Annotated in this window: 13 protein-coding genes and 1 tRNA gene; 3 read left to right on the plus strand and 11 right to left on the minus strand. The window is 60.8% G+C overall.

The window, feature by feature from the left end; translation table 11 throughout:
* Positions 1-4 precede the first annotated feature (4 nt).
* Both purQ and purS read right to left on the minus strand, forming a co-directional pair.
* Positions 5-688 (minus strand): phosphoribosylformylglycinamidine synthase subunit PurQ, encoded by a 684-nt coding sequence (gene purQ / locus CACC_RS09830; RefSeq protein ID WP_005279581.1) that lies wholly within the window; start codon positions 686-688, stop codon positions 5-7.
* Positions 689-931, minus strand: coding sequence for a phosphoribosylformylglycinamidine synthase subunit PurS (gene purS, locus CACC_RS09835; RefSeq protein WP_005279580.1), 243 nt, complete (start codon positions 929-931; stop codon positions 689-691).
* Positions 932-1,210: 279 nt separating this feature from the next.
* Here purS and CACC_RS09840 point away from each other — a divergent pair, with 279 nt between their 5' ends.
* Positions 1,211-3,928: an ExeM/NucH family extracellular endonuclease gene (locus CACC_RS09840; protein ID WP_005279579.1), complete on the plus strand. Its 2,718-nt coding sequence runs from the start codon at positions 1,211-1,213 to the stop codon at positions 3,926-3,928.
* A 117-nt stretch (positions 3,929-4,045) separates the two neighbouring features.
* Here CACC_RS09840 and CACC_RS09845 read toward each other — a convergent pair whose 3' ends face one another.
* From CACC_RS09845 to purD, 5 genes are all read right to left on the minus strand, one after another.
* A complete protein-coding gene (locus tag CACC_RS09845; RefSeq protein WP_005279578.1) occupies positions 4,046-4,729 on the minus strand; it encodes a DUF2334 domain-containing protein in 684 nt (227 codons plus the stop codon).
* 89 nt (positions 4,730-4,818) lie between these two features.
* The gene (locus CACC_RS09850; protein ID WP_005279577.1) at positions 4,819-6,942 is read right to left on the minus strand and encodes a S9 family peptidase; all 2,124 of its coding nucleotides are present in this window, start codon (positions 6,940-6,942) and stop codon (positions 4,819-4,821) included.
* A 93-nt stretch (positions 6,943-7,035) separates the two neighbouring features.
* Complete coding sequence (locus CACC_RS09855; RefSeq protein ID WP_023017940.1) at positions 7,036-7,929, minus strand: phosphoribosylaminoimidazolesuccinocarboxamide synthase; 894 nt, start codon at positions 7,927-7,929, stop codon at positions 7,036-7,038.
* A gap of 43 nt (positions 7,930-7,972) precedes the next feature.
* A complete protein-coding gene (purB, locus tag CACC_RS09860; RefSeq protein WP_005279575.1) occupies positions 7,973-9,412 on the minus strand; it encodes an adenylosuccinate lyase in 1,440 nt (479 codons plus the stop codon).
* A gap of 33 nt (positions 9,413-9,445) precedes the next feature.
* Positions 9,446-10,720: a phosphoribosylamine--glycine ligase gene (gene purD / locus CACC_RS09865; protein ID WP_035108563.1), complete on the minus strand. Its 1,275-nt coding sequence runs from the start codon at positions 10,718-10,720 to the stop codon at positions 9,446-9,448.
* 33 nt (positions 10,721-10,753) lie between these two features.
* On the opposite strand from purD, the gene CACC_RS09870 reads away from it, so the two are divergent.
* Positions 10,754-11,182 (plus strand): HIT family protein, encoded by a 429-nt coding sequence (locus CACC_RS09870; RefSeq protein WP_005279571.1) that lies wholly within the window; start codon positions 10,754-10,756, stop codon positions 11,180-11,182.
* On the opposite strand, the gene CACC_RS09875 is transcribed toward CACC_RS09870, so the two are convergent.
* From CACC_RS09875 to CACC_RS09885, 3 genes are all read right to left on the minus strand, one after another.
* Positions 11,179-12,705, minus strand: coding sequence for a sensor histidine kinase (locus tag CACC_RS09875; RefSeq protein WP_005279569.1), 1,527 nt, complete (start codon positions 12,703-12,705; stop codon positions 11,179-11,181). The genes CACC_RS09870 and CACC_RS09875 overlap by 4 nt on opposite strands.
* Positions 12,706-12,719: 14 nt before the next feature.
* Positions 12,720-13,424 carry a response regulator transcription factor gene (locus CACC_RS09880; RefSeq protein ID WP_005279568.1) on the minus strand — a complete coding sequence of 235 codons (705 nt, stop codon included), beginning with the start codon at positions 13,422-13,424 and terminating at the stop codon, positions 12,720-12,722.
* Positions 13,425-13,635: 211 nt separating this feature from the next.
* Entirely contained in the window at positions 13,636-15,381 is a 1,746-nt protein-coding gene (locus CACC_RS09885; protein WP_005279567.1) for a pyruvate dehydrogenase, read from the minus strand.
* Between the two features lie 160 nt (positions 15,382-15,541).
* Here CACC_RS09885 and CACC_RS09890 point away from each other — a divergent pair, with 160 nt between their 5' ends.
* Positions 15,542-17,065, plus strand: a complete 1,524-nt coding sequence (locus CACC_RS09890) for an MFS transporter (protein WP_005279566.1) — start codon at positions 15,542-15,544, stop codon at positions 17,063-17,065.
* A gap of 68 nt (positions 17,066-17,133) precedes the next feature.
* Here CACC_RS09890 and CACC_RS09895 read toward each other — a convergent pair.
* Positions 17,134-17,206: transfer RNA gene (locus CACC_RS09895), tRNA-Thr, on the minus strand.
* Positions 17,207-17,281 lie beyond the last annotated feature (75 nt).

A 17,281-nucleotide genomic window follows, 5' to 3' on the forward strand; every position in this document is an offset into this window, starting at 1 on the left:
CTCCTTAAACCGCCGGCGCTTCCGCGACGGCCTTGATGGCGGATACGAAAAGTCCCAATCCGTCGGTGGATGGGCCGGTCAGCGGGTCAATGGCGTGCTCGGGGTGCGGCATGAGGCCAACAATCCGGCCGGACTCATCGCTCACACCGGCAATGCCATTGATGGAGCCGTTGTAATTATCGGTATAGCGGAAGACCACGCGGCCTTCGCCCTCGATGCGGGCGATATCGTCATCGCCTGCCTGGAAACGGCCCTCACCGTGCTTGGCGGGCACCAAAATCTTTTGGCCCTTTTCAAACTCGCTGGTCCAGGCCGTGGTGGAGTGCTCCACCTCCAGGTAAGTATCGGTGCAATGAAAATGCAGGCCCTTATTCCGGGTCAATGCGCCCGGTAAGAGGCCTGCTTCAGTCAAGATTTGGAAACCATTGCAAATGCCGAGCACCGGCATTCCCTCCTTGGCGCGGTCGATGACGCTGCGCATGACGGGGGCGAGCGCCGAAATAGCGCCCGAGCGCAGGTAGTCACCATAGGAAAAACCGCCCGGCACGACTACCGCGTCCACGCCGCGCAGGTCAGCATCCGCGTGCCAGAGGTTAATGACCTCGGCGCCGGCGGTGCGGGCCGCGCGGGCGGCATCCACATCATCCAGGGTGCCGAGGAAGGTAATTACTCCGATTTTTGCGGTCACTTACTTGACCTCCAGCTGCGTAACCTCGTAGTCCTCGATGACGGTATTAGCCAGCAGCGTTTCTGCCACCTTATCCAGTTCCTCCGCGGTAACGGAGTCATCTACCTCGAGTTCGAAGCGCTTTCCTTGGCGCACATCGCTGACACCGGATACTCCGATGCGACCCAATGCGCGGACGACAGCTTGGCCCTGCGGATCCAGAATTTCCGCCTTGGGCATGACATTGACAACTACACGAGCCATGAAATTTTTGCCTTACTGTATGGGGCTTAGGTCTGCCCGATTCAGTGTAGTCATACCCCCGCCCAATCCCTAGATATACCCCCACTGCAGGGTTTTCACCCCAGCAAAGCAAACACCGCGTAAATTACGACCAACAGGAAAACGAATTTTGCGCGGCACCCAGGTTTCACCGCCTGCTCGCGCGAAACCCGCCCCTTGCGGCCACGGGTGCACCAATTGTTCAGCGAGTAAATATAAAAGGCGTCCATGACAACTTCCTCTATGATTAAGGTGACTTCTATGGCTCTTCGCCGCCTTGGCAGGGTAGCCCTCGCTGCCGGTTTTTCCACCCTCTCCCTATCCGTCGCGGTGCCTACCGCCATGGGCGCCCCGGAAAATTCAACCGCGGTCATCTCTGAGGTCTACGGCGGTGGCGGAAACAAGGGCGCGAGCTTTTCCAATGATTTCATCGAGCTTTATAACCCCACCGATGCCGCGATCGATCTCACCGGCTGGTCCGTGGAGTACTTTGCCTCCAACGGCAATAGCGGCGGCAAGATAACCCTGTCTGGCTCCATCGCTCCCCACGGTTATTACCTGGTGCAGGGCGCTGCCGGCAATGGCCAAGCCCAGGCTCTTCCCACCCCGGATGCGGAAGGCAAGGTCAATATGTCCGGCACGAAGGGCTCGGTGCAGCTTGCCGATGCCACCGGCAACACCATTGACCTCCTAGGTTACGGCGCCGCCTCTAAATTTGAAGGCTCTGCCACCGGCGCACTATCCAATGACACCTCCGCTTCCCGCAACGCGGCGGGCGCCGATACCGATGACAACTCCGCGGACTTCACCGTCGGCACGCCTTCTCCTACCAATTCCGGCAACGAGTCCCCGGCCCCACAGCCGGATGGCTCGGGTGGCTCCGAGAACCTCCCTGCTCCCGAAGGCATAACCCCGATTGCTGAAATCCAGGGCACCGGCGCTACCTCCCCGCTCGAGGGCCAAAACGTTGCTACCCAGGGCGTTGTCACCGGCGTGTGGAGCGAGGGCGGCTTAAACGGCTTTACCATCCAGACCGGCGGCACCGGCAAAGAAGCCACCGATGCCTCCCAGGCGCTATTTATCCACATGGGTAAAAAGGGCGCCGATAAATACCCCAGCATCGGCGACTCCGTCGAGGTCACCGGCCAGGTCTCCGAGTATTACGGCGCTACCCAGGTCAGCGCTTCTTCCCTCAAGCAGCTCGATACCGCGCTGGAGGAGGTCACCCCGCTCGCCGTGGACGAGCTGCCCCAAGGCGATTCCGCCCGCGAGCCCTTTGAGCACATGCTCATCCAGCCCGGCACGCACACCGTGACCAATAACTACTCGCTCAACCAATACGGCGAGGTCGGCCTCGCCCCGGGCGATGAGGCCTTCCGCCAGCCTTCCGATGTCCACTCCCCTTCCACCGACCCCAATTCCGAGCTGCAAAAACTGGCCAAGGATAACGCAGAAAAGCTCGTCACCCTGGATGATGGCCGCACCCGCGATTACCTGAAGACGGATAAGGACACCCCGCTGCCGTATATCTCCCAAGACGGTGGAAAGACCATCAAGTCCCTGCGCACCACCGATACGGTCGAATTCCAGCATCCGGTCATCGTGGACTATTCCCACGATCAGTGGCGCTTCCAACCCACAGAACCGGTCACCGGTAATACGACCGGAGCCGATCTCCCCATTTCCTGGGAGGATTCCCGCCCCGCCGAGCTGCACGCCGTCGATGACGTCAAGGGCGAATACACCATCGGCGCATTCAACGTGCTGAACTACTTTACTTCCTTGGGCGAGGAATACGGCGGCAGCGCTTATACCGACCGCGAAGGCAATAAGGTCACCGTCAACCGCGGCAAGACCCGCGGCGCCTACACCGAATCCGCATTGCAGGACCAAGAACGCAAGATCGTCGCCGCCATCAATGGCCTGGATGCCGATGTCATTGGCCTTTCCGAAATCGAAGATGGCTACGCCGTCACCGGGGACTTTAACCAGCGCGATAAGGCGCTGAAGCGCCTGACCGAAAAACTCAACGAGGCCGCGGGCTCAGAAAAGTGGGCCTTCGTTCCCTCCCCTTCCAAGGATCAGGTTCCTGAGCGCCCCGATGTCATCCGCACCGCGTTTATCTATCACAAGGACGTGGTCAAGCCCGTAGGCGAATCCCGCATCTTCCAGGATCCGCGCTTTTCCGGCACCGCCCGCGAGCCGTTGGCTCAGGAATTCCAACCGCTCAAAAGCGATGACGAGTCCTTCGTCGCCGTGGCCAACCACTTCAAGTCCAAGGGCTCGGTGGCTAAGGGCGATGAAGATTCCGGCGATGGCCAGGGCAATAACCCCAACGTCCGCAATGCCCAGGCCCAAGCCGTACTCGATGCCCTGCACAAACAGGACGATTGGAAGGATAAGCCGCTATTCGCCCTGGGTGATTTCAATACCTACACCCACGAAACCGCGCTCGATGTCTTCCGCAATGATGGCTTTACCGTGCCTGCCGAAAAGTACGGCGCCGATACCTCCTACCAGTTCGGCGGCCTGCTCGGCACCTTAGACCACGTCCTGGCCAATGAGGTTGCTTCGGGCGCGCTTGCCGATGCCCAAGTGTGGAACATCAACGCCGACGAACCCGTCGCCTTTGAGTACTCCCGCCGCAACTACAATGTCGTGGATTTCTACGACGATTCCCCCTTCCGCGCCTCTGACCACGACCCCGTCAAGGTCGGTTTCACGCTCGGCGAGGATGAATCCACCGACGCCCCAAGCGGCGACGACCAGGACGACGACAACACCGATGGCCCAGGCTTCGGATTCGGCTCTAGCTCACTTGGCACCGGCGCCATTATCGGCTTCGCCATCCTAGCTGGCCTTCTCGCTATCCCCGGTTTCATGGCGGCCACCGGCAACCTGCAGAAGATCATCCCCGCTGGAATCTGGGGCTTGCTCCCGCAGCAGGCTAAGGACTTCATTAACGGCCTAAGCAAGTAGGAGCGCCTACTCGTACAGGCCCATCTCGTCAGAAAGCACCACGAGCTCGTCTGCCGCCTGTTGCGTTGTTAGTTCATCTGTTCGTTTCATGCTACCTACTATAAAACCTCCGCCGGACTAACGCGGAAGGTAAATGCTGTAATCAGCGGGAGTAGCGCCCGCGTCGAGGGCACGGCGAGCTGCCTTGACAAAGTCCTTAATGACCTTGCGGTCATCCAGGTTGCGGGCAGAGATGGAAAGGCGCACGGTATTGCCGCGCTGGGCGGAGCGCTCTGCCGCGCGGATAATGTTTTTGCGCCACCATTTGGCGGAACCAAATCCCTCACCAAAAGAAAGGTTGCGGGCTTGGTGGAATTTCCCGGTGGGCACCTCCAAGATGCCACGTGTAGAAGCCGCCGCCTCAAAGGGGAATTTGGGCAGGACCTGCAAAGTTCCGGGAGACATGCGCCAGCGCGGGGGCGCGAAGATGGTGGGTTCGAAACCAATCTGCGCCATCTGCCGGGTCGCACCGGCTAGGCGCAGCTTCGCCTCATGTGAATTGAGGTTGGCAAACTCCGCGCGGCGGCCTTGCACTGCTTGATCAAAGCCATTGAGGATAAGCGGACGGCCCGCGGCCGCCTGGTCTTTCAGCCACTGTTGGGTGTCTTTGTCCTTGGCCAGGTGCCAATTGCCATCAATATGCGGGGCGATGAGGAGGGAGACGGGAATTTCCTCCCGGTCCAGAACCGACAGGAAGCTTGTAGCCTGCTTCCGAGTGTCCTCAAAAATACTGGAGATAGAAACCAGAAGGTGGCTAGTCATAGCTCAAATTATCGCACAGTACCGCCAGATCCGCGCGCTGGCCAGAACGCTGGCCAGGGTGCCGGCCAGCGCGTGACTGTGCGGCGTGGTTACTCCGTAAGGCCGGTGGCCTTATTGATGGTCCAGGCGTATTCGAAGGCGTTTTGGCGCCACTTATCGTAACGGCCAGAGACGCCACCATGGCCGGCCACCATCTCGGTCTTGAGCAGGAATTCGCCCCCGGTGGCGGTAGCGCGCAGCTGCGCAATCCACTTTGCCGGTTCCACGTACAGCACGCGGGTATCGTTCAGCGAGGTGATAGCCAAGATATCCGGATAGTCCTTGGCCTCGACATTCTCGTAGGGCGAGTAGGACTTCATGTAGTCGTAGTACTCAGGATCGTGGTACGGATCGCCCCACTCTTCCCACTCGGGAACGGTGAGGGGAAGCTCCGGCATGAGCATCGAGGTCAGCGGATCCACGAAGGGGACCACGGCCTGAATGGCGGTAAAGCGGTCAGGTGCCATATTGGCCACGGCACCCATGAGCATACCGCCGGCGGATCCGCCTTCGGCCACCATTTGATCCGGGTTGGTCACGCGGCGCTCGATGAGATCATCGGCCACTGCGATGAAATCGGTGAAGGTATTTTTCTTCTGCAACATCTTGCCGTCGTCGTACCACTGACGGCCCATCTCGCCGCCGCCGCGCACGTGGGCGACCGCATAAATCATGCCGCGGTCCATCAGCGAAAGCCGGGACGCGGAGAAGTACGGGTCCATGCTGGCCTCATAGGAGCCGTAACCATACAGCAGCGTCGGATTGGGCTTGGTGCGGTCCAGGTCAGAACGGTGCACCACGGAGACCGGGATCTTGGTGCCATCATTAGCGGTAGACCAGATGCGGTAGGCCACATAATCATCCGGGTCATAGCCGCCGGGGACTTCTTGTTCCTTCAGCAGCGTGTACTCGCCGGTATCCACGCGGTAATCGAAAAGCTGCGCGGGCTGGATATAGGACACGTAATTCACGCGGACTACCGGCGCGTCCCATTCCGGGTTACCGGCCACGGCGACGGTAAAAAGCTCCTCGTTGAAGTTGAGTTCTTCGAATTCCCCGAAGTCATCGCCCACGCGCATAATGGCGGCCCTGCCGATGCCGCCGCGGCGATAGCCCACCACCATGTGGTCGCGGTAGGTATCCACGCCCTCGATGCGGGTGGTGTCATCGTGTGCCAGCAGCTCCGGCAGATCGCGCAGGGCGGGAAGTTCCTCACCGACCTTGGCATAGCCCACCGCGAAGTTCGGGCCGGTGGCGTTGTGGGTGACAATCCAATAGTCCTCGCTGCCCACTACGGCATGGTCTACGTCATAATCCACGCCGGTCTCGCGCGTCCACAGCGGGCGGAATTCGCCCTCGGGGTCCTCTGTATCCAGCACCCAAGCTTCCGAGGTAATCTTCGAGACCACGCCAATGAAGAGGTACTTATCGGAGCGAGCACTGCCGATGCCCACATTAAAGTGCTCATCTTCCTCGTGGAAGACGCGCACATCCGCGGACTGCTCGGTGCCTACCTTATGGCGCCACACCGCATCCGGGCGCCAGGCATCATCCACGGTGGTGTAGAAGATGTAGCCATCGCCTGCCCAGGTAGCGCCGTAGAAAATGCCGGTGAGGTGATCCTCCAGCAGCTCTCCCGTTTCGAGGTCCTTAATGGACAGCTCAAAGCGCTCATCGCCGGCAAAATCCACGGAATAGGCCAGGTAGCGGCCGGAATCTGAGATGGAGGCTGCACCAAGAGCGAAGAAGTCCTTGCCCTCTGCCAGGGCGTTGGCGTCCAGGATAATTTCTTCGCCCTCTGGGCTGCCTTCTTCCGGAATCACCGGTGCGGTCCACGGATCGCTGCCCTCTTCTACCGGGATGCGGCAGGAATAGCCGTAGTTCTTGCCCTCTTCGGAGCGTCCGTAGTACCAGTACTTACCGCGGCGGGCCGGTACGGACATATCGGTTTGTTTAATGCGGGATTTAATCTCTTGGAAGATATTTTCCGTCATCGCATCCAAGTGCCCGGTATGCGCCGCGGTGTAATCGTTTTCGGCGTTGAGGTAATCCAGGGTTTCCTGCGATTGCTTATCGCGCAGCCACTCGTAATTATCCACGAACTCGCGGCCGTGAAATTCGCGCTTGACGGGGTGGACTGGGGCTACCGGTGCGGTCGTCTTTTCATCACTCATGCCCTACCACTGTACGCGTCAGCTGCCTTGCCCCAGCAGAAGGCGACGAGGGGGCCGCGGCGAGCAGGGCAAGACCAGAACCCCAGCCCCCAGCTAGGAACTTGGCGCGAGGAAGTCCGCGAAGCGCTCGCCCGATAGCCGTTCGTAGGCCTCGATATAGCGCAGGCGGGTGGCGGAAACTACGTCATCGGGAAGCGCGGGCGGGGTGGTCTCAGAGGACTTATCCCAGCCGGAGGCAGCAGAAGTCAGCCAATCGCGCACGTACTGCTTATCAAAGGAGGGCTGTACCTCGCCTTCCACGTAGGAATCGGCGGGCCAGTAGCGGGAGGAATCGGGGGTGAGGACTTCATCGGCAAGCACGAGCGTGCCGTCTTCATCAAGGCCGAACTCGAACTTGGTATCGGCCAAGATGATGCCCTTCTCTTCTGCAAGCTGGGCGGCCTTGGCGTAAATGCGCAAGGTGGCCGCGCGCAGCTCTTCGGCGCGCTCGCGGCCGAGCTTGTCCGCCACGTGCGCGAAGGACACGTTCTCATCGTGATCGCCCTGCTCAGCCTTGGTGGCTGGGGTGAAAATGGGCTCGGGCAGGCGGGAGGCCTCGACAAGGCCTGCGGGCAGCTCGATGCCGCACACGGTGCCGTCTGCCTGGTATTCCTTCAAGCCGGAGCCGGTAAGGAAACCGCGCGCCACGCACTCGAAGGGCAGCATATCCAGCTTCTTGACTACCATGGCGCGACCCAAGCACTCTTCCGGAATGCGCTCATCATCGAGCGGTCCGGCGAGGTGGTTGGGAAAATCGATGGCATCGAAGAAAAACTTCGAGGTGGCCGTGAGAACCCGGCCCTTATCCGGGATGGCGGGTTCCAAGGCAAAGTCGTAGGCGGAGATGCGGTCAGAGACCACCATCAGCAGGGTGGTGTCGTCCACATCGTAAATATCGCGGACCTTGCCAGAGGCTACATGGGTATAAGAAGAAAGCTCAGGACGCATGGTCCTCATCATAACGCGCGGACACATAAGCCCGCGCACAGCGCTAAAGGATTTCGCCCGGCGTATAAGCGGCGGCCTTGGGGTGCTCGCCCACGAGGGCCTTGATGCGGTGCAGGACCTGGGAGACCTGGGATTCGGCGGCGCCGATGAAGGCGTGCTTATCCTCGAGGACCCTTTCGAGCTCGGCCTCGTCCATGGGCAGGCGGTCGTCCGCGGCGAGGCGCTGGACCAGGTCCTGGTTGCCGCCGTTTTCGCGCATGTTCAGGGCCACGGCCACGGCGTTTTCCTTGATGACCTCGTGGGCGGTCTCGCGGCCCACCCCGGCGCGCACCGCCGCCATGAGAATGCGGGTGGTGGCGAGGAAGGGCAGGTAGCGCTCCAGCTCGCGGTCGATCATGGCCGGGAAGGCGCCGAATTCATCGAGCACGGTGAGGAAGGTTTCGAATTGTCCATCGATGGCAAAGAAGGCATCGGGAAGCGCCACGCGTCGCACCACAGAGCAGGAGACATCGCCCTCGTTCCACTGGCTGCCGGCGAGGTCTGCGGCCATGGTGAGGTAGCCGCGCAGGATGACCTGCAGGCCGGTCACGCGCTCGCAGGAGCGGGCGTTCATCTTGTGCGGCATGGCGGACGAGCCCACCTGGCCTTCCTTGAAGCCCTCGGTGACGGTCTCGTTGCCGGCCATCAGGCGGATGGTGGTGGCAAGCGATGCCGGGGCGGTGCCCAGGGAGACGAGGCAGGAGATGGCATCGAAATCCAGCGAGCGCGGGTACACCTGGCCCACGGAGTTGAAGATGCGGCGGAAGCCAAGGTAATCCGCAATATTGGTCTCTAGGGAGGCGAGCTTATCCTCGGAACCACCCATGAGATCGAGCATGTCCTGCGAGGTACCCATGGGGCCCTTGATGCCGCGCAGCGGGTAGTGCGACAGCAAGTCTTCCACGCGCTCGATGGCCAGCAGCATTTCATCACCGGCGGTGGCAAAGCGCTTGCCCAGCGTGGTGGCCTGCGCGGCCACGTTGTGCGAGCGCCCAGCCATAACTAGGGATTGGTACTCGGCGGCGTGACGGCCAATGCGCGAGACCACGGCGATGGCCTTATCGCGGATGATTTCCAGCGAGGTGTGGATCTGCAGCTGCTCCACGTTCTCGGTGAGATCGCGGCTGGTCATTCCCTTGTGGATGTGCTCGTAGCCGGCCAGCGCATTGAATTCTTCGATGCGGGCCTTCACATCGTGGCGGGTGACGCGCTCGCGCTCAGCAATGGATTCGAGGTTCACGTCCTCGATAACGGCTTCATACGCGCTAATGGCCTTGGCGGGGATGTCCACGCCCAGGTTCTTCTGGGCGTGCATCACGGCGATCCATAGCTTGCGCTCGAGGATGATTTTATGCTCCGCGCTCCAGATATTGGCAAGCTCCGCAGAAGCATAACGGGAGGACAGGACGTTGGGGATATTCTTCTTCTCAGCCACGTGGCTCATTATTCCATGCCTGCCCTCCCCCGTGGCTACTTGCTAGATAGAAATTTCCCCGGCTGCCGCGCGCTTGCCGATGTCCCCCCGAACAAACCCGCCCGCAAACTCAATGCCCTGGGCGGTGGCGTAGGCATTCTCGCGCGCGGCGTCTAGCGTGTCGCCCTTGCCCAGCACGTTGAGCACGCGGCCACCATTGCTCTGGAATACCCCATTGGAGCGCTTCGTGCCGGCGTGCAGCACGCGCTCTGGATCCTCGAGGCCCTCGCCCGTAATGGCATCGCCCTTGCGGGGAGAAGCGGGGTATCCCTCTGCCGCCATGACCACGGTGATGGCAAAGCCGTCCTCCCACTGCAGCGGCTCGAGTTCTGCCAGCGTGCCGGTGGCGGTGGCGTTGAGCGCCTGCGCCAGCGGGGACTTAAGAAGTGAGAGCACCGCTTGGGTCTCTGGGTCACCAAAGCGGCAGTTAAATTCCACCACCGCCGGGCCCTCTTCGCCCCAAGCCAGCCCGGCATAGAGCAGGCCGGAATAGGGGGTGCCACGGCGCACCATTTCCTTGGCAACCGGGGTACATACCTCGTCGACGATGCGCTGCACGTCGTCCCTGCCAAGCCACGGCAGCGGTGTGTACGCGCCCATGCCGCCGGTATTGGGGCCCTCGTCGTTATCGTAGGCGCGTTTGTGGTCCTGGGCGGGCAACAGCGGCACGACGGTCTCGCCATCGACAAGGCAAAATAGCGATACCTCAGGCCCGTCCAGGAACGATTCCAAGAGCACGGGGTTGCCGGCACCTAAGACCGCATCCACATGGGCGAGGGCGGCGGCGCGCTCGCCGGTGACCACGACGCCCTTGCCGCCTGCCAGGCCATCGTCCTTGACCACGAACTGCGGCCCGAAATTATCCAGCGCGGCCTCAATATCGGCCTCGCTAGCGCCTGGGCGCAGCTGCTGCGCGCGGGCCGTCTTGACCCCAGCGGCCTCCATGACTTCCTTGGCAAAGGCCTTGGAGCCTTCAATTTGGGCCGCGTCCTTATTCGGCCCGAACACGGCGATGCCTTCTGCCCGCAGCGCATCCGCCACACCGGCGACCAGCGGCACCTCGGGGCCGATGACCACGAGCTCGGCAGCGATCTCCCGGGCGAGTTCCACCATGCGTTCTGGATCATCTACCTGGGAGTATTCCGGGTGCAGGGTAGCCAGCGGTGCCATGGCCGCGCTGCCCGGCGCGACGTGGATCTCCGCAGCCTGTGGATCAGCGTGCAGTCCTTTCACGAGGGCGTGTTCACGGCCGCCCGAACCAATTACGAGAATGCGCATGCCCACCATCATAGCTGGGGTAGCCTGGCAGCTATGGCTTCTGTATTTAGCAAAATCATCACTGGTGACCTACCCGCCCGCTTTGTCTACCGCGATAAGACCTGCGTGGCTTTCTTATCCATCGAGCCGCTGCGCTACGGCCACACCCTGGTCGTGCCCGTAGAGGAAGTAGATAAGTGGACCGACCTGGATCCACAGACCTGGACGCACCTGAACGAGGTGGCCCTAGAAATCGGTGAGGCCATCAAGAACGCGTACGATACCCCGCGCACCGGCTACGTCATCGCCGGCTTCGATGTGCCGCACACCCACATCCACCTCTTCCCCACCGAGAAGATGGAAGAGTACGACTTTTCCAAGGCCTATGCCGCCGAGGACACCGACGATGCCGCCATGGATGAGGCGGCCGCGCGCATCCGCCAGCACCTGGGCACCAACGAGGACGGCTACCGCGAGGACTAATCCTCCGGTTCCTCCAGCGCGGGCAGGCGCACCGTAAAGGTGGTGCCCTGGCCCAGCTTGGAGTCCACACTGATGCTGCCGCCGTGCTGTTCCACTAGGGAATGCACGATGGCAAGGCCCAAACCGGATCCGCCGGTATCGCGCGTGCGCGAGGAATCCGCGCGGTAGAAGCGCTCGAAGATGTGGGCGGCGTCCTCGGACGACATTCCCTTGCCGTCATCGATGACGTCTACCAGGATGTCCTTGTTGTCGCGGCGCAGTTGAAGGGTTACCGTGGCATCCTCGCCGCCGTGGCGCAGGCCATTGGAAATCAGGTTCAGCAGCACCTGGTGGAGGCGATCCGCATCGCCATTGACCACTGGGATGGACTGCGCATTATTAACCACCTTGACCTCGCGCTCCGGGAAGGCAGCGCGCGCGGACGAGCCCACCGAAAGGGAAAGCTCCAAAAGGTCCACCGGCCGCAGGTCTAGGCGCGTGCCTTCCGCGCGGGTCAGCGCCAGCAGGTCCTCTACCAGCAGCGACATGCGCTTGGATTCCTTATCGATCTTGGAAAAGACCAGATCGACATCGTTTGTCGCCCCAGAGCGGTAAAGCTCCGTGTAACCGCGCAGGCTGGTCAGCGGGGTGCGCAGCTCGTGGGAGGCATCGCCGACAAAGCGGCGCATCTGTTCCTCTTTTTCCTGCGCCGTAACGACCGAGCGCTGCAGGTGGCCCAGCATGATATTGAGCGCGGCGGCCAATTGGCCGACCTCCGTATGCAGCGGCCATTCGGGCACGCGCTTGTCTAGGTCGCCTGCCGCGATTTCCGATGCCGTCGATTCCACCACCCGCAGCGGCCGCAACGCCCTGCGGATAAACCAGAAGCCCACGCCGGCCATGGCAGCCAAGGCAATCGCCGCAATGGATACCTGCACCATGGCTAGGCCGTGCAGGATTTCCTTTTCATGGGTCATGTCCTTGGCAATGACGGTGATAACGCCATTGGAATCCGCAAAGGCCAGCGCGCGCCACTTGGTGTTATTTTCAATCGAGCCCACCGTCGTGGGGTAGCCACCCAAGGGAACGCCCTCTACGTCCGGGGTGGTGGACGTGGGCCCGGAATAGCGAATGGTGCCATCTGGAAGGTAATTGAGCACCACGTATTCCGTGGGCGGGCGCTTGGTGTGATCACCTAGGAAGAAGTCATTGCCCACATCGCGGGCCCAGGAAGACGACGCCGAGCGCAATTCGCTATCGACGTTGTTATAGAGCACGTTGCGCATGATCGAGTTCACGGCAAAGGACGAGCCCGTTAACCCGAGGCCGGAGATGACCACGAGGAGAACCACAAGCCAGGTACGCAATGGCATCGCCTGCGGAATCTGCTTGATGTAGTCGCGCTTGGAGCGCTTCTTTTTTCCCTGCCCCTGCTGCGGCAGCTGGTCCAGCTGCTCATGCCATTTCTTGGGCGGCTGCTGGGTTTGCTGGGGCTTAGCCTGCACGGGCCTGCCCGCAGCGGGGTTCTCCTGTGAATCTGCCATTATAAAACGTCAGTTTAGGACCGCGGGGTGCGCAGCACATAGCCAACGCCGCGCACGGTGTGGATAAGCTGCGTATCGCCGGTATCGATCTTGCGGCGCAGGTAAGAAATATAAGATTCCACGACGTTGCCATCGCCGCCGAAATCGTAGTGCCAGACGTTGTCCAGGATCTTGGACTTAGACAGCACCACTTCCTTGTTTTGCATGAGGTAGCGCAGGAGGTTGAACTCCGTGGGCGAAAGCTCAATGAGCTCGCCACCCTTGGTGACCTCGTGGGTATCGTCATTCAAGGTCAGATCGGCATAGCTCATGGTGGCGTCATTAGAAGACTCCTCGGCGGCACCGCCGCGGCGCATGATCACGCGCAGGCGGGTAATGACCTCCTCAAGGCTAAAGGGCTTGGTGACGTAATCGTCCGCGCCGATGGTCAGGCCGTGGATGCGCTGATCCACGCCGTCCTTGGCAGTTAGGTACAGCACCGGGCCGTCCAGGCCCTCCTGGCGCAGCTTGCCCAAGAGCTCAAAGCCGTCCATGCCCGGCATCATGACGTCCAAAATATAGGCATCCGGGTTTACCTCGCGCGCCACGCGCAAGGCCTCATTGCCCGAGTTAGCGCTGTAGACCTCAAAATTTTGGAACTTCAACGATACCGTCAGTAGTTCCACGATATTCGGCTCGTCATCAACGACGAGGACTTTGGCAAGTTTATTGTCTTCCATGCGTCCTGTAGCTCCTATTACTTCCTGTTATCTGCACACCTGCGTGCGTGCAAGCTTCACTAAGCCATCATGGCAAACCCAGTTTCTAGCCTACTGATAAGTTTCTGGCTGAAACCTGTGAAAGCAAAAAGCCACGCTTCCCTCTCCACCCGGACCGAAATCCGCGGTAGGAAAAGAAAGCGTGGCTAGCGCGCTCTTTGGCAGTTACGGCTTAGAAGTCCTGCGGGCGCGGGATATTGCGCAGGTTGGACTTGGCCATGGACAGCATGGAGCCCACGCCGCCGCCGAAGACGGTGCGGGTAGCGGCCTTGGAGAAGCCCAGGAGCTGATCGAAGGTCAGCGTCGGTGGCAGGGACAGGGCGTTGGGGTCAGTGACGACATCGATAAGCGCAGGGCCGTTATAAGCCAAGGCCTTCTTGATCTGCTTTGGAGCCTGCTTTGGATCCTCGATGCGGAAGGTCTTGATGCCTGCGGCTTCTGCGATCTTGGAAAAGTCCACGGACTCGTGGTCGGTCTCGTGCTCCGGAATGCCGCCCACCAGCATCTCCAGCTTGACCATGCCCAGCGAGGAGTTATTGAACACGAACATCTTGACCGGCAGCTGGTGCAGCTTGACCGTCAGCAGCTCGCCCATGAGCATGGACAATCCGCCGTCGCCAGAGAAGGTAATGACCTGGCGGCCCGGGTTAGCCTGCTGCGCGCCGATGGCCTGCGGCAGGGCGTTTGCCATCGTGCCGTGACGGAAGGAGCCGATCTGCTCGCGCTTGCCATTCGGGGTGATGTAGCGCGCGCCCCAGACATTGCACATGCCGGTATCGACGGTGAAGATGGCGTCATCGTCGGCCTCTTGGTCAATGAGATCCGCGATGTACTCAGGGTGGATCGGGGTGTGCTTTTCCACGTTGGAGGTATAAGCCTCCACGACGTGCTCCAGCTTGTCGTGGTGCTTCTTAAGCATCTTATCCAAGAAGGAGCGGTCCTTCTTCTCCTCCACGTGCGGCAGGATATTCTCGATGGTGGCGGCAACATCACCGGTTACGGGGTAGGAGATCTTGGTGCGGCGGCCAATGTGGGAGCCGTTGATATCGACCTGGGCCACATTGCCCTTAGGCAGGAAGTCGTTATACGGGAAGTCCGTGCCCAAGAGGATCAGCAGGTCCGCCTCGTGGGTGGCCTCGTGCGCGGCGCCGTAGCCGAGCAATCCAGACATGCCCACGTCAAACGGGTTATCGTACTGGATGTACATCTTGCCGCCGAGCGCGTGGCCGATGGGGGCCTTGACCTTTTCTGCCAGCTTCAGCACCTGCTCGCGGGCATCCTTCACACCGGCACCCACGAAGAAGGCGACGGATTCGGCCTCATTGATGGCCTGGGTCAGCGCTGCGGCCTCTGCCGGGTCCGGGTAAACCACCGGGCGGCCGGTGGAGATCTTGGATTCTACGAAGGTGTCATCGTCAACCTCTTCGGTAGAAACGTCGCCAGGGATAACCAGCACGGATACGCCATTGCCCGCCATGGTGGACTGGATGGCGTGGTGCAGCACTACTCCGCCCTGGTCACCGGACATGACCATTTCGCAGTAGCCGGAGCACTCCTGGAAGATCTGCTCCGGGTGGGTTTCCTGGAAGAAATGGGAACCAATCTGGCGGGAAGGAATGTGCGATGCCAAGGCCAGCACCTTGGCACCATTGCGGTTGGCATCATAAAGGCCCTGGATGAGGTGGGTATTGCCCGGACCACAAGAGGCCGCACATACGGCGAGCTTGCCGGTGGTCAGCGAGTCCGCCTCCGCGGCAAAGGCCGCTGCTTCCTCATTGCGCACGTGGATCCACTCGATGGAGGAGCGGCGCACCGCGTCCACGATCGGGTTGAGGGAGTCTCCCACGAGGCCATAAATGTGCTCGACGCCCTGCTTTTCTAGCGTCTCAACAAGTTGTTCTGCGTAATTGCGTGCCATTTAAACATCATCCTTAACTCTTTAACTGTTCTAGTACCACTGTGCTACTAAACATGCAGGAAAGTCCAGCAATTCCTACATACTCACACCGCCCGCCCACTTGTGAGGAAGGCAATACTAACCTGAAATATCACACACTGATTCGCTACGGTTTCTAGCGATGAGCATCGAGTCACCTGATACCGCCACGAAGCCGCCACACCGCGCGGCCGCGGCGTCCTCCACCCCGGCGCAGCGGTGGTCTTTCTTTGCCGTGGTGTCCTTGGGGCTGCTCATGGTGGGCCTGGATAATTCCATCCTTTATACGGCACTGCCGCAGCTAACGCAGCAGCTGTATGCCACAGACATGCAGCAATTGTGGATCATCAATGCCTATACGCTGGTCTTATCGGGTTTGCTCCTAGGCACCGGCACGTTGGGGGATCGCATTGGCCACCGCCTGATGTTCCTTATTGGCCTAGCCACCTTCGGCACAGCCTCCCTCCTTGCGGCTTATTCACCCAATGCCTGGCTGCTCATCGCCGGCCGCGCCCTATTGGGCCTAGGCGCTGCCATCATGCTGCCTTCCACCCTGGCGCTTATCCGCCTGACCTTCCCCAACGAAGTAGAGCGCAATAAAGCCATCGGCATCTGGAGCTCCGTCGCCGTCGTGGGCGCTGCCGCCGGGCCCACCGTGGGCGGATTCCTCCTAGAGCATTTCTGGTGGGGCTCGGTGTTTTTAATCAACGTGCCCATCGTGGCCCTCGCCATCATCCTCACCTTCCTCCTTAGCCCGCCCAACCTGCCGAACCCGCACAAGCACTGGGATTTCCCCTCCTCGTTTTATGCGCTTATCACCTTGTCCAGCCTGGTCCTGGCCATTAAGACTGCGGCGGCCGCCCAGATCAATGTCGCGCTGCTGGCCTGTTCCATTGCCGCTTTCTTGCTCGGCGCCGCAGCCTTTGCCTACCGGCAAACCCGGCTGAATGATCCGCTTTTGACCTTTGACATCTTCTACTCGCCCACCTTTACCGGCGGCGTGCTCACCGCCGGTGGCGCCATGTTTGGACTTACGGGCCTTGAACTGCTTACTACCCAAAAGCTGCAGCTTGTCGATGCCCTCTCGCCCCTCGACGCCGGCCTTTTCATCTCCGCCATGGCGGTTGCGGCCATCCCCACCGCCATTGTGGGCGGCAGCGTCTTGCACCGCGTGGGCTTTTTGCCCATCATCAGCGGCGGTTTCCTGAGCATGTCCATCGGCATGCTGGGCATCATCTGGGCCGACCGCGCCGATAACCTCGCGGTATTTATTACCGGCCTCATCCTCACCGGCTTAGGCGCTGGCTCCTCGATGTCCGTTTCTTCCACCGCCATCATCAATGCCGCCCCGTCCCACCGCGCGGGCATGGCCTCTGGCGTGGAAGCCGTCTCCTACGAATTCGGCACGCTGCTTTCCATCGCCATTACCGGCTCCCTCGTGCCGTTGCTGATGACGCACAAGCTTCCCGATGCCCTCGCCCCGCAAGGCACCGACGCGCTCTCATCGCCGGCCACGCATGACGCTGCCGCGGCGGCGTATGATTCCGCGTATTTCCTCACCGTCGGCGGGCTTGCCTTCAGCACCTTCATCTTCGCGGTGCTTACCGCCTGGTGCTTCCGCGGTAACCCGAAGTCCGGGGCGCTGTCTGCGCAAAGCAGCCGGTAAATAGCCACCTAGCTAACTTGTAAACTTTTACCCCCTAACTGTTTGTGCAGCTAGGGGGTAGTTTTTTGAGCTGGAGACGAGACTTGAACTCGCAACCTACGCATTACAAGTGCGTTGCGCTACCAATTGCGCCACTCCAGCACCGCGGAAATTCTTCCGCTCGTTGCATGGTACCCGAGGACCTCGCCCAAGTGGAAAGCCGGTCCCCCTTGTATG

This window comes from Corynebacterium accolens (genome assembly GCF_023520795.1).
GTDB classification, from domain to species: domain Bacteria; phylum Actinomycetota; class Actinomycetes; order Mycobacteriales; family Mycobacteriaceae; genus Corynebacterium; species Corynebacterium accolens.

Coding starts and splice junctions, on each gene's coding strand:
- purS (WP_005279580.1), bottom strand. CDS start 931: ATGGCTCGTGTAGTTGTCAATGTCATGCCCAAGGCGGAAATTCTGGAT.
- CACC_RS09840 (WP_005279579.1), top strand. CDS start 1,211: ATGGCTCTTCGCCGCCTTGGCAGGGTAGCCCTCGCTGCCGGTTTTTCC.
- CACC_RS09845 (WP_005279578.1), bottom strand. CDS start 4,729: ATGACTAGCCACCTTCTGGTTTCTATCTCCAGTATTTTTGAGGACACT.
- CACC_RS09850 (WP_005279577.1), bottom strand. CDS start 6,942: ATGAGTGATGAAAAGACGACCGCACCGGTAGCCCCAGTCCACCCCGTC.
- CACC_RS09855 (WP_023017940.1), bottom strand. CDS start 7,929: ATGCGTCCTGAGCTTTCTTCTTATACCCATGTAGCCTCTGGCAAGGTC.
- purB (WP_005279575.1), bottom strand. CDS start 9,412: ATGAGCCACGTGGCTGAGAAGAAGAATATCCCCAACGTCCTGTCCTCC.
- purD (WP_035108563.1), bottom strand. CDS start 10,720: ATGCGCATTCTCGTAATTGGTTCGGGCGGCCGTGAACACGCCCTCGTG.
- CACC_RS09870 (WP_005279571.1), top strand. CDS start 10,754: ATGGCTTCTGTATTTAGCAAAATCATCACTGGTGACCTACCCGCCCGC.
- CACC_RS09875 (WP_005279569.1), bottom strand. CDS start 12,705: ATGGCAGATTCACAGGAGAACCCCGCTGCGGGCAGGCCCGTGCAGGCT.
- CACC_RS09880 (WP_005279568.1), bottom strand. CDS start 13,424: ATGGAAGACAATAAACTTGCCAAAGTCCTCGTCGTTGATGACGAGCCG.
- CACC_RS09885 (WP_005279567.1), bottom strand. CDS start 15,381: ATGGCACGCAATTACGCAGAACAACTTGTTGAGACGCTAGAAAAGCAG.
- CACC_RS09890 (WP_005279566.1), top strand. CDS start 15,542: ATGAGCATCGAGTCACCTGATACCGCCACGAAGCCGCCACACCGCGCG.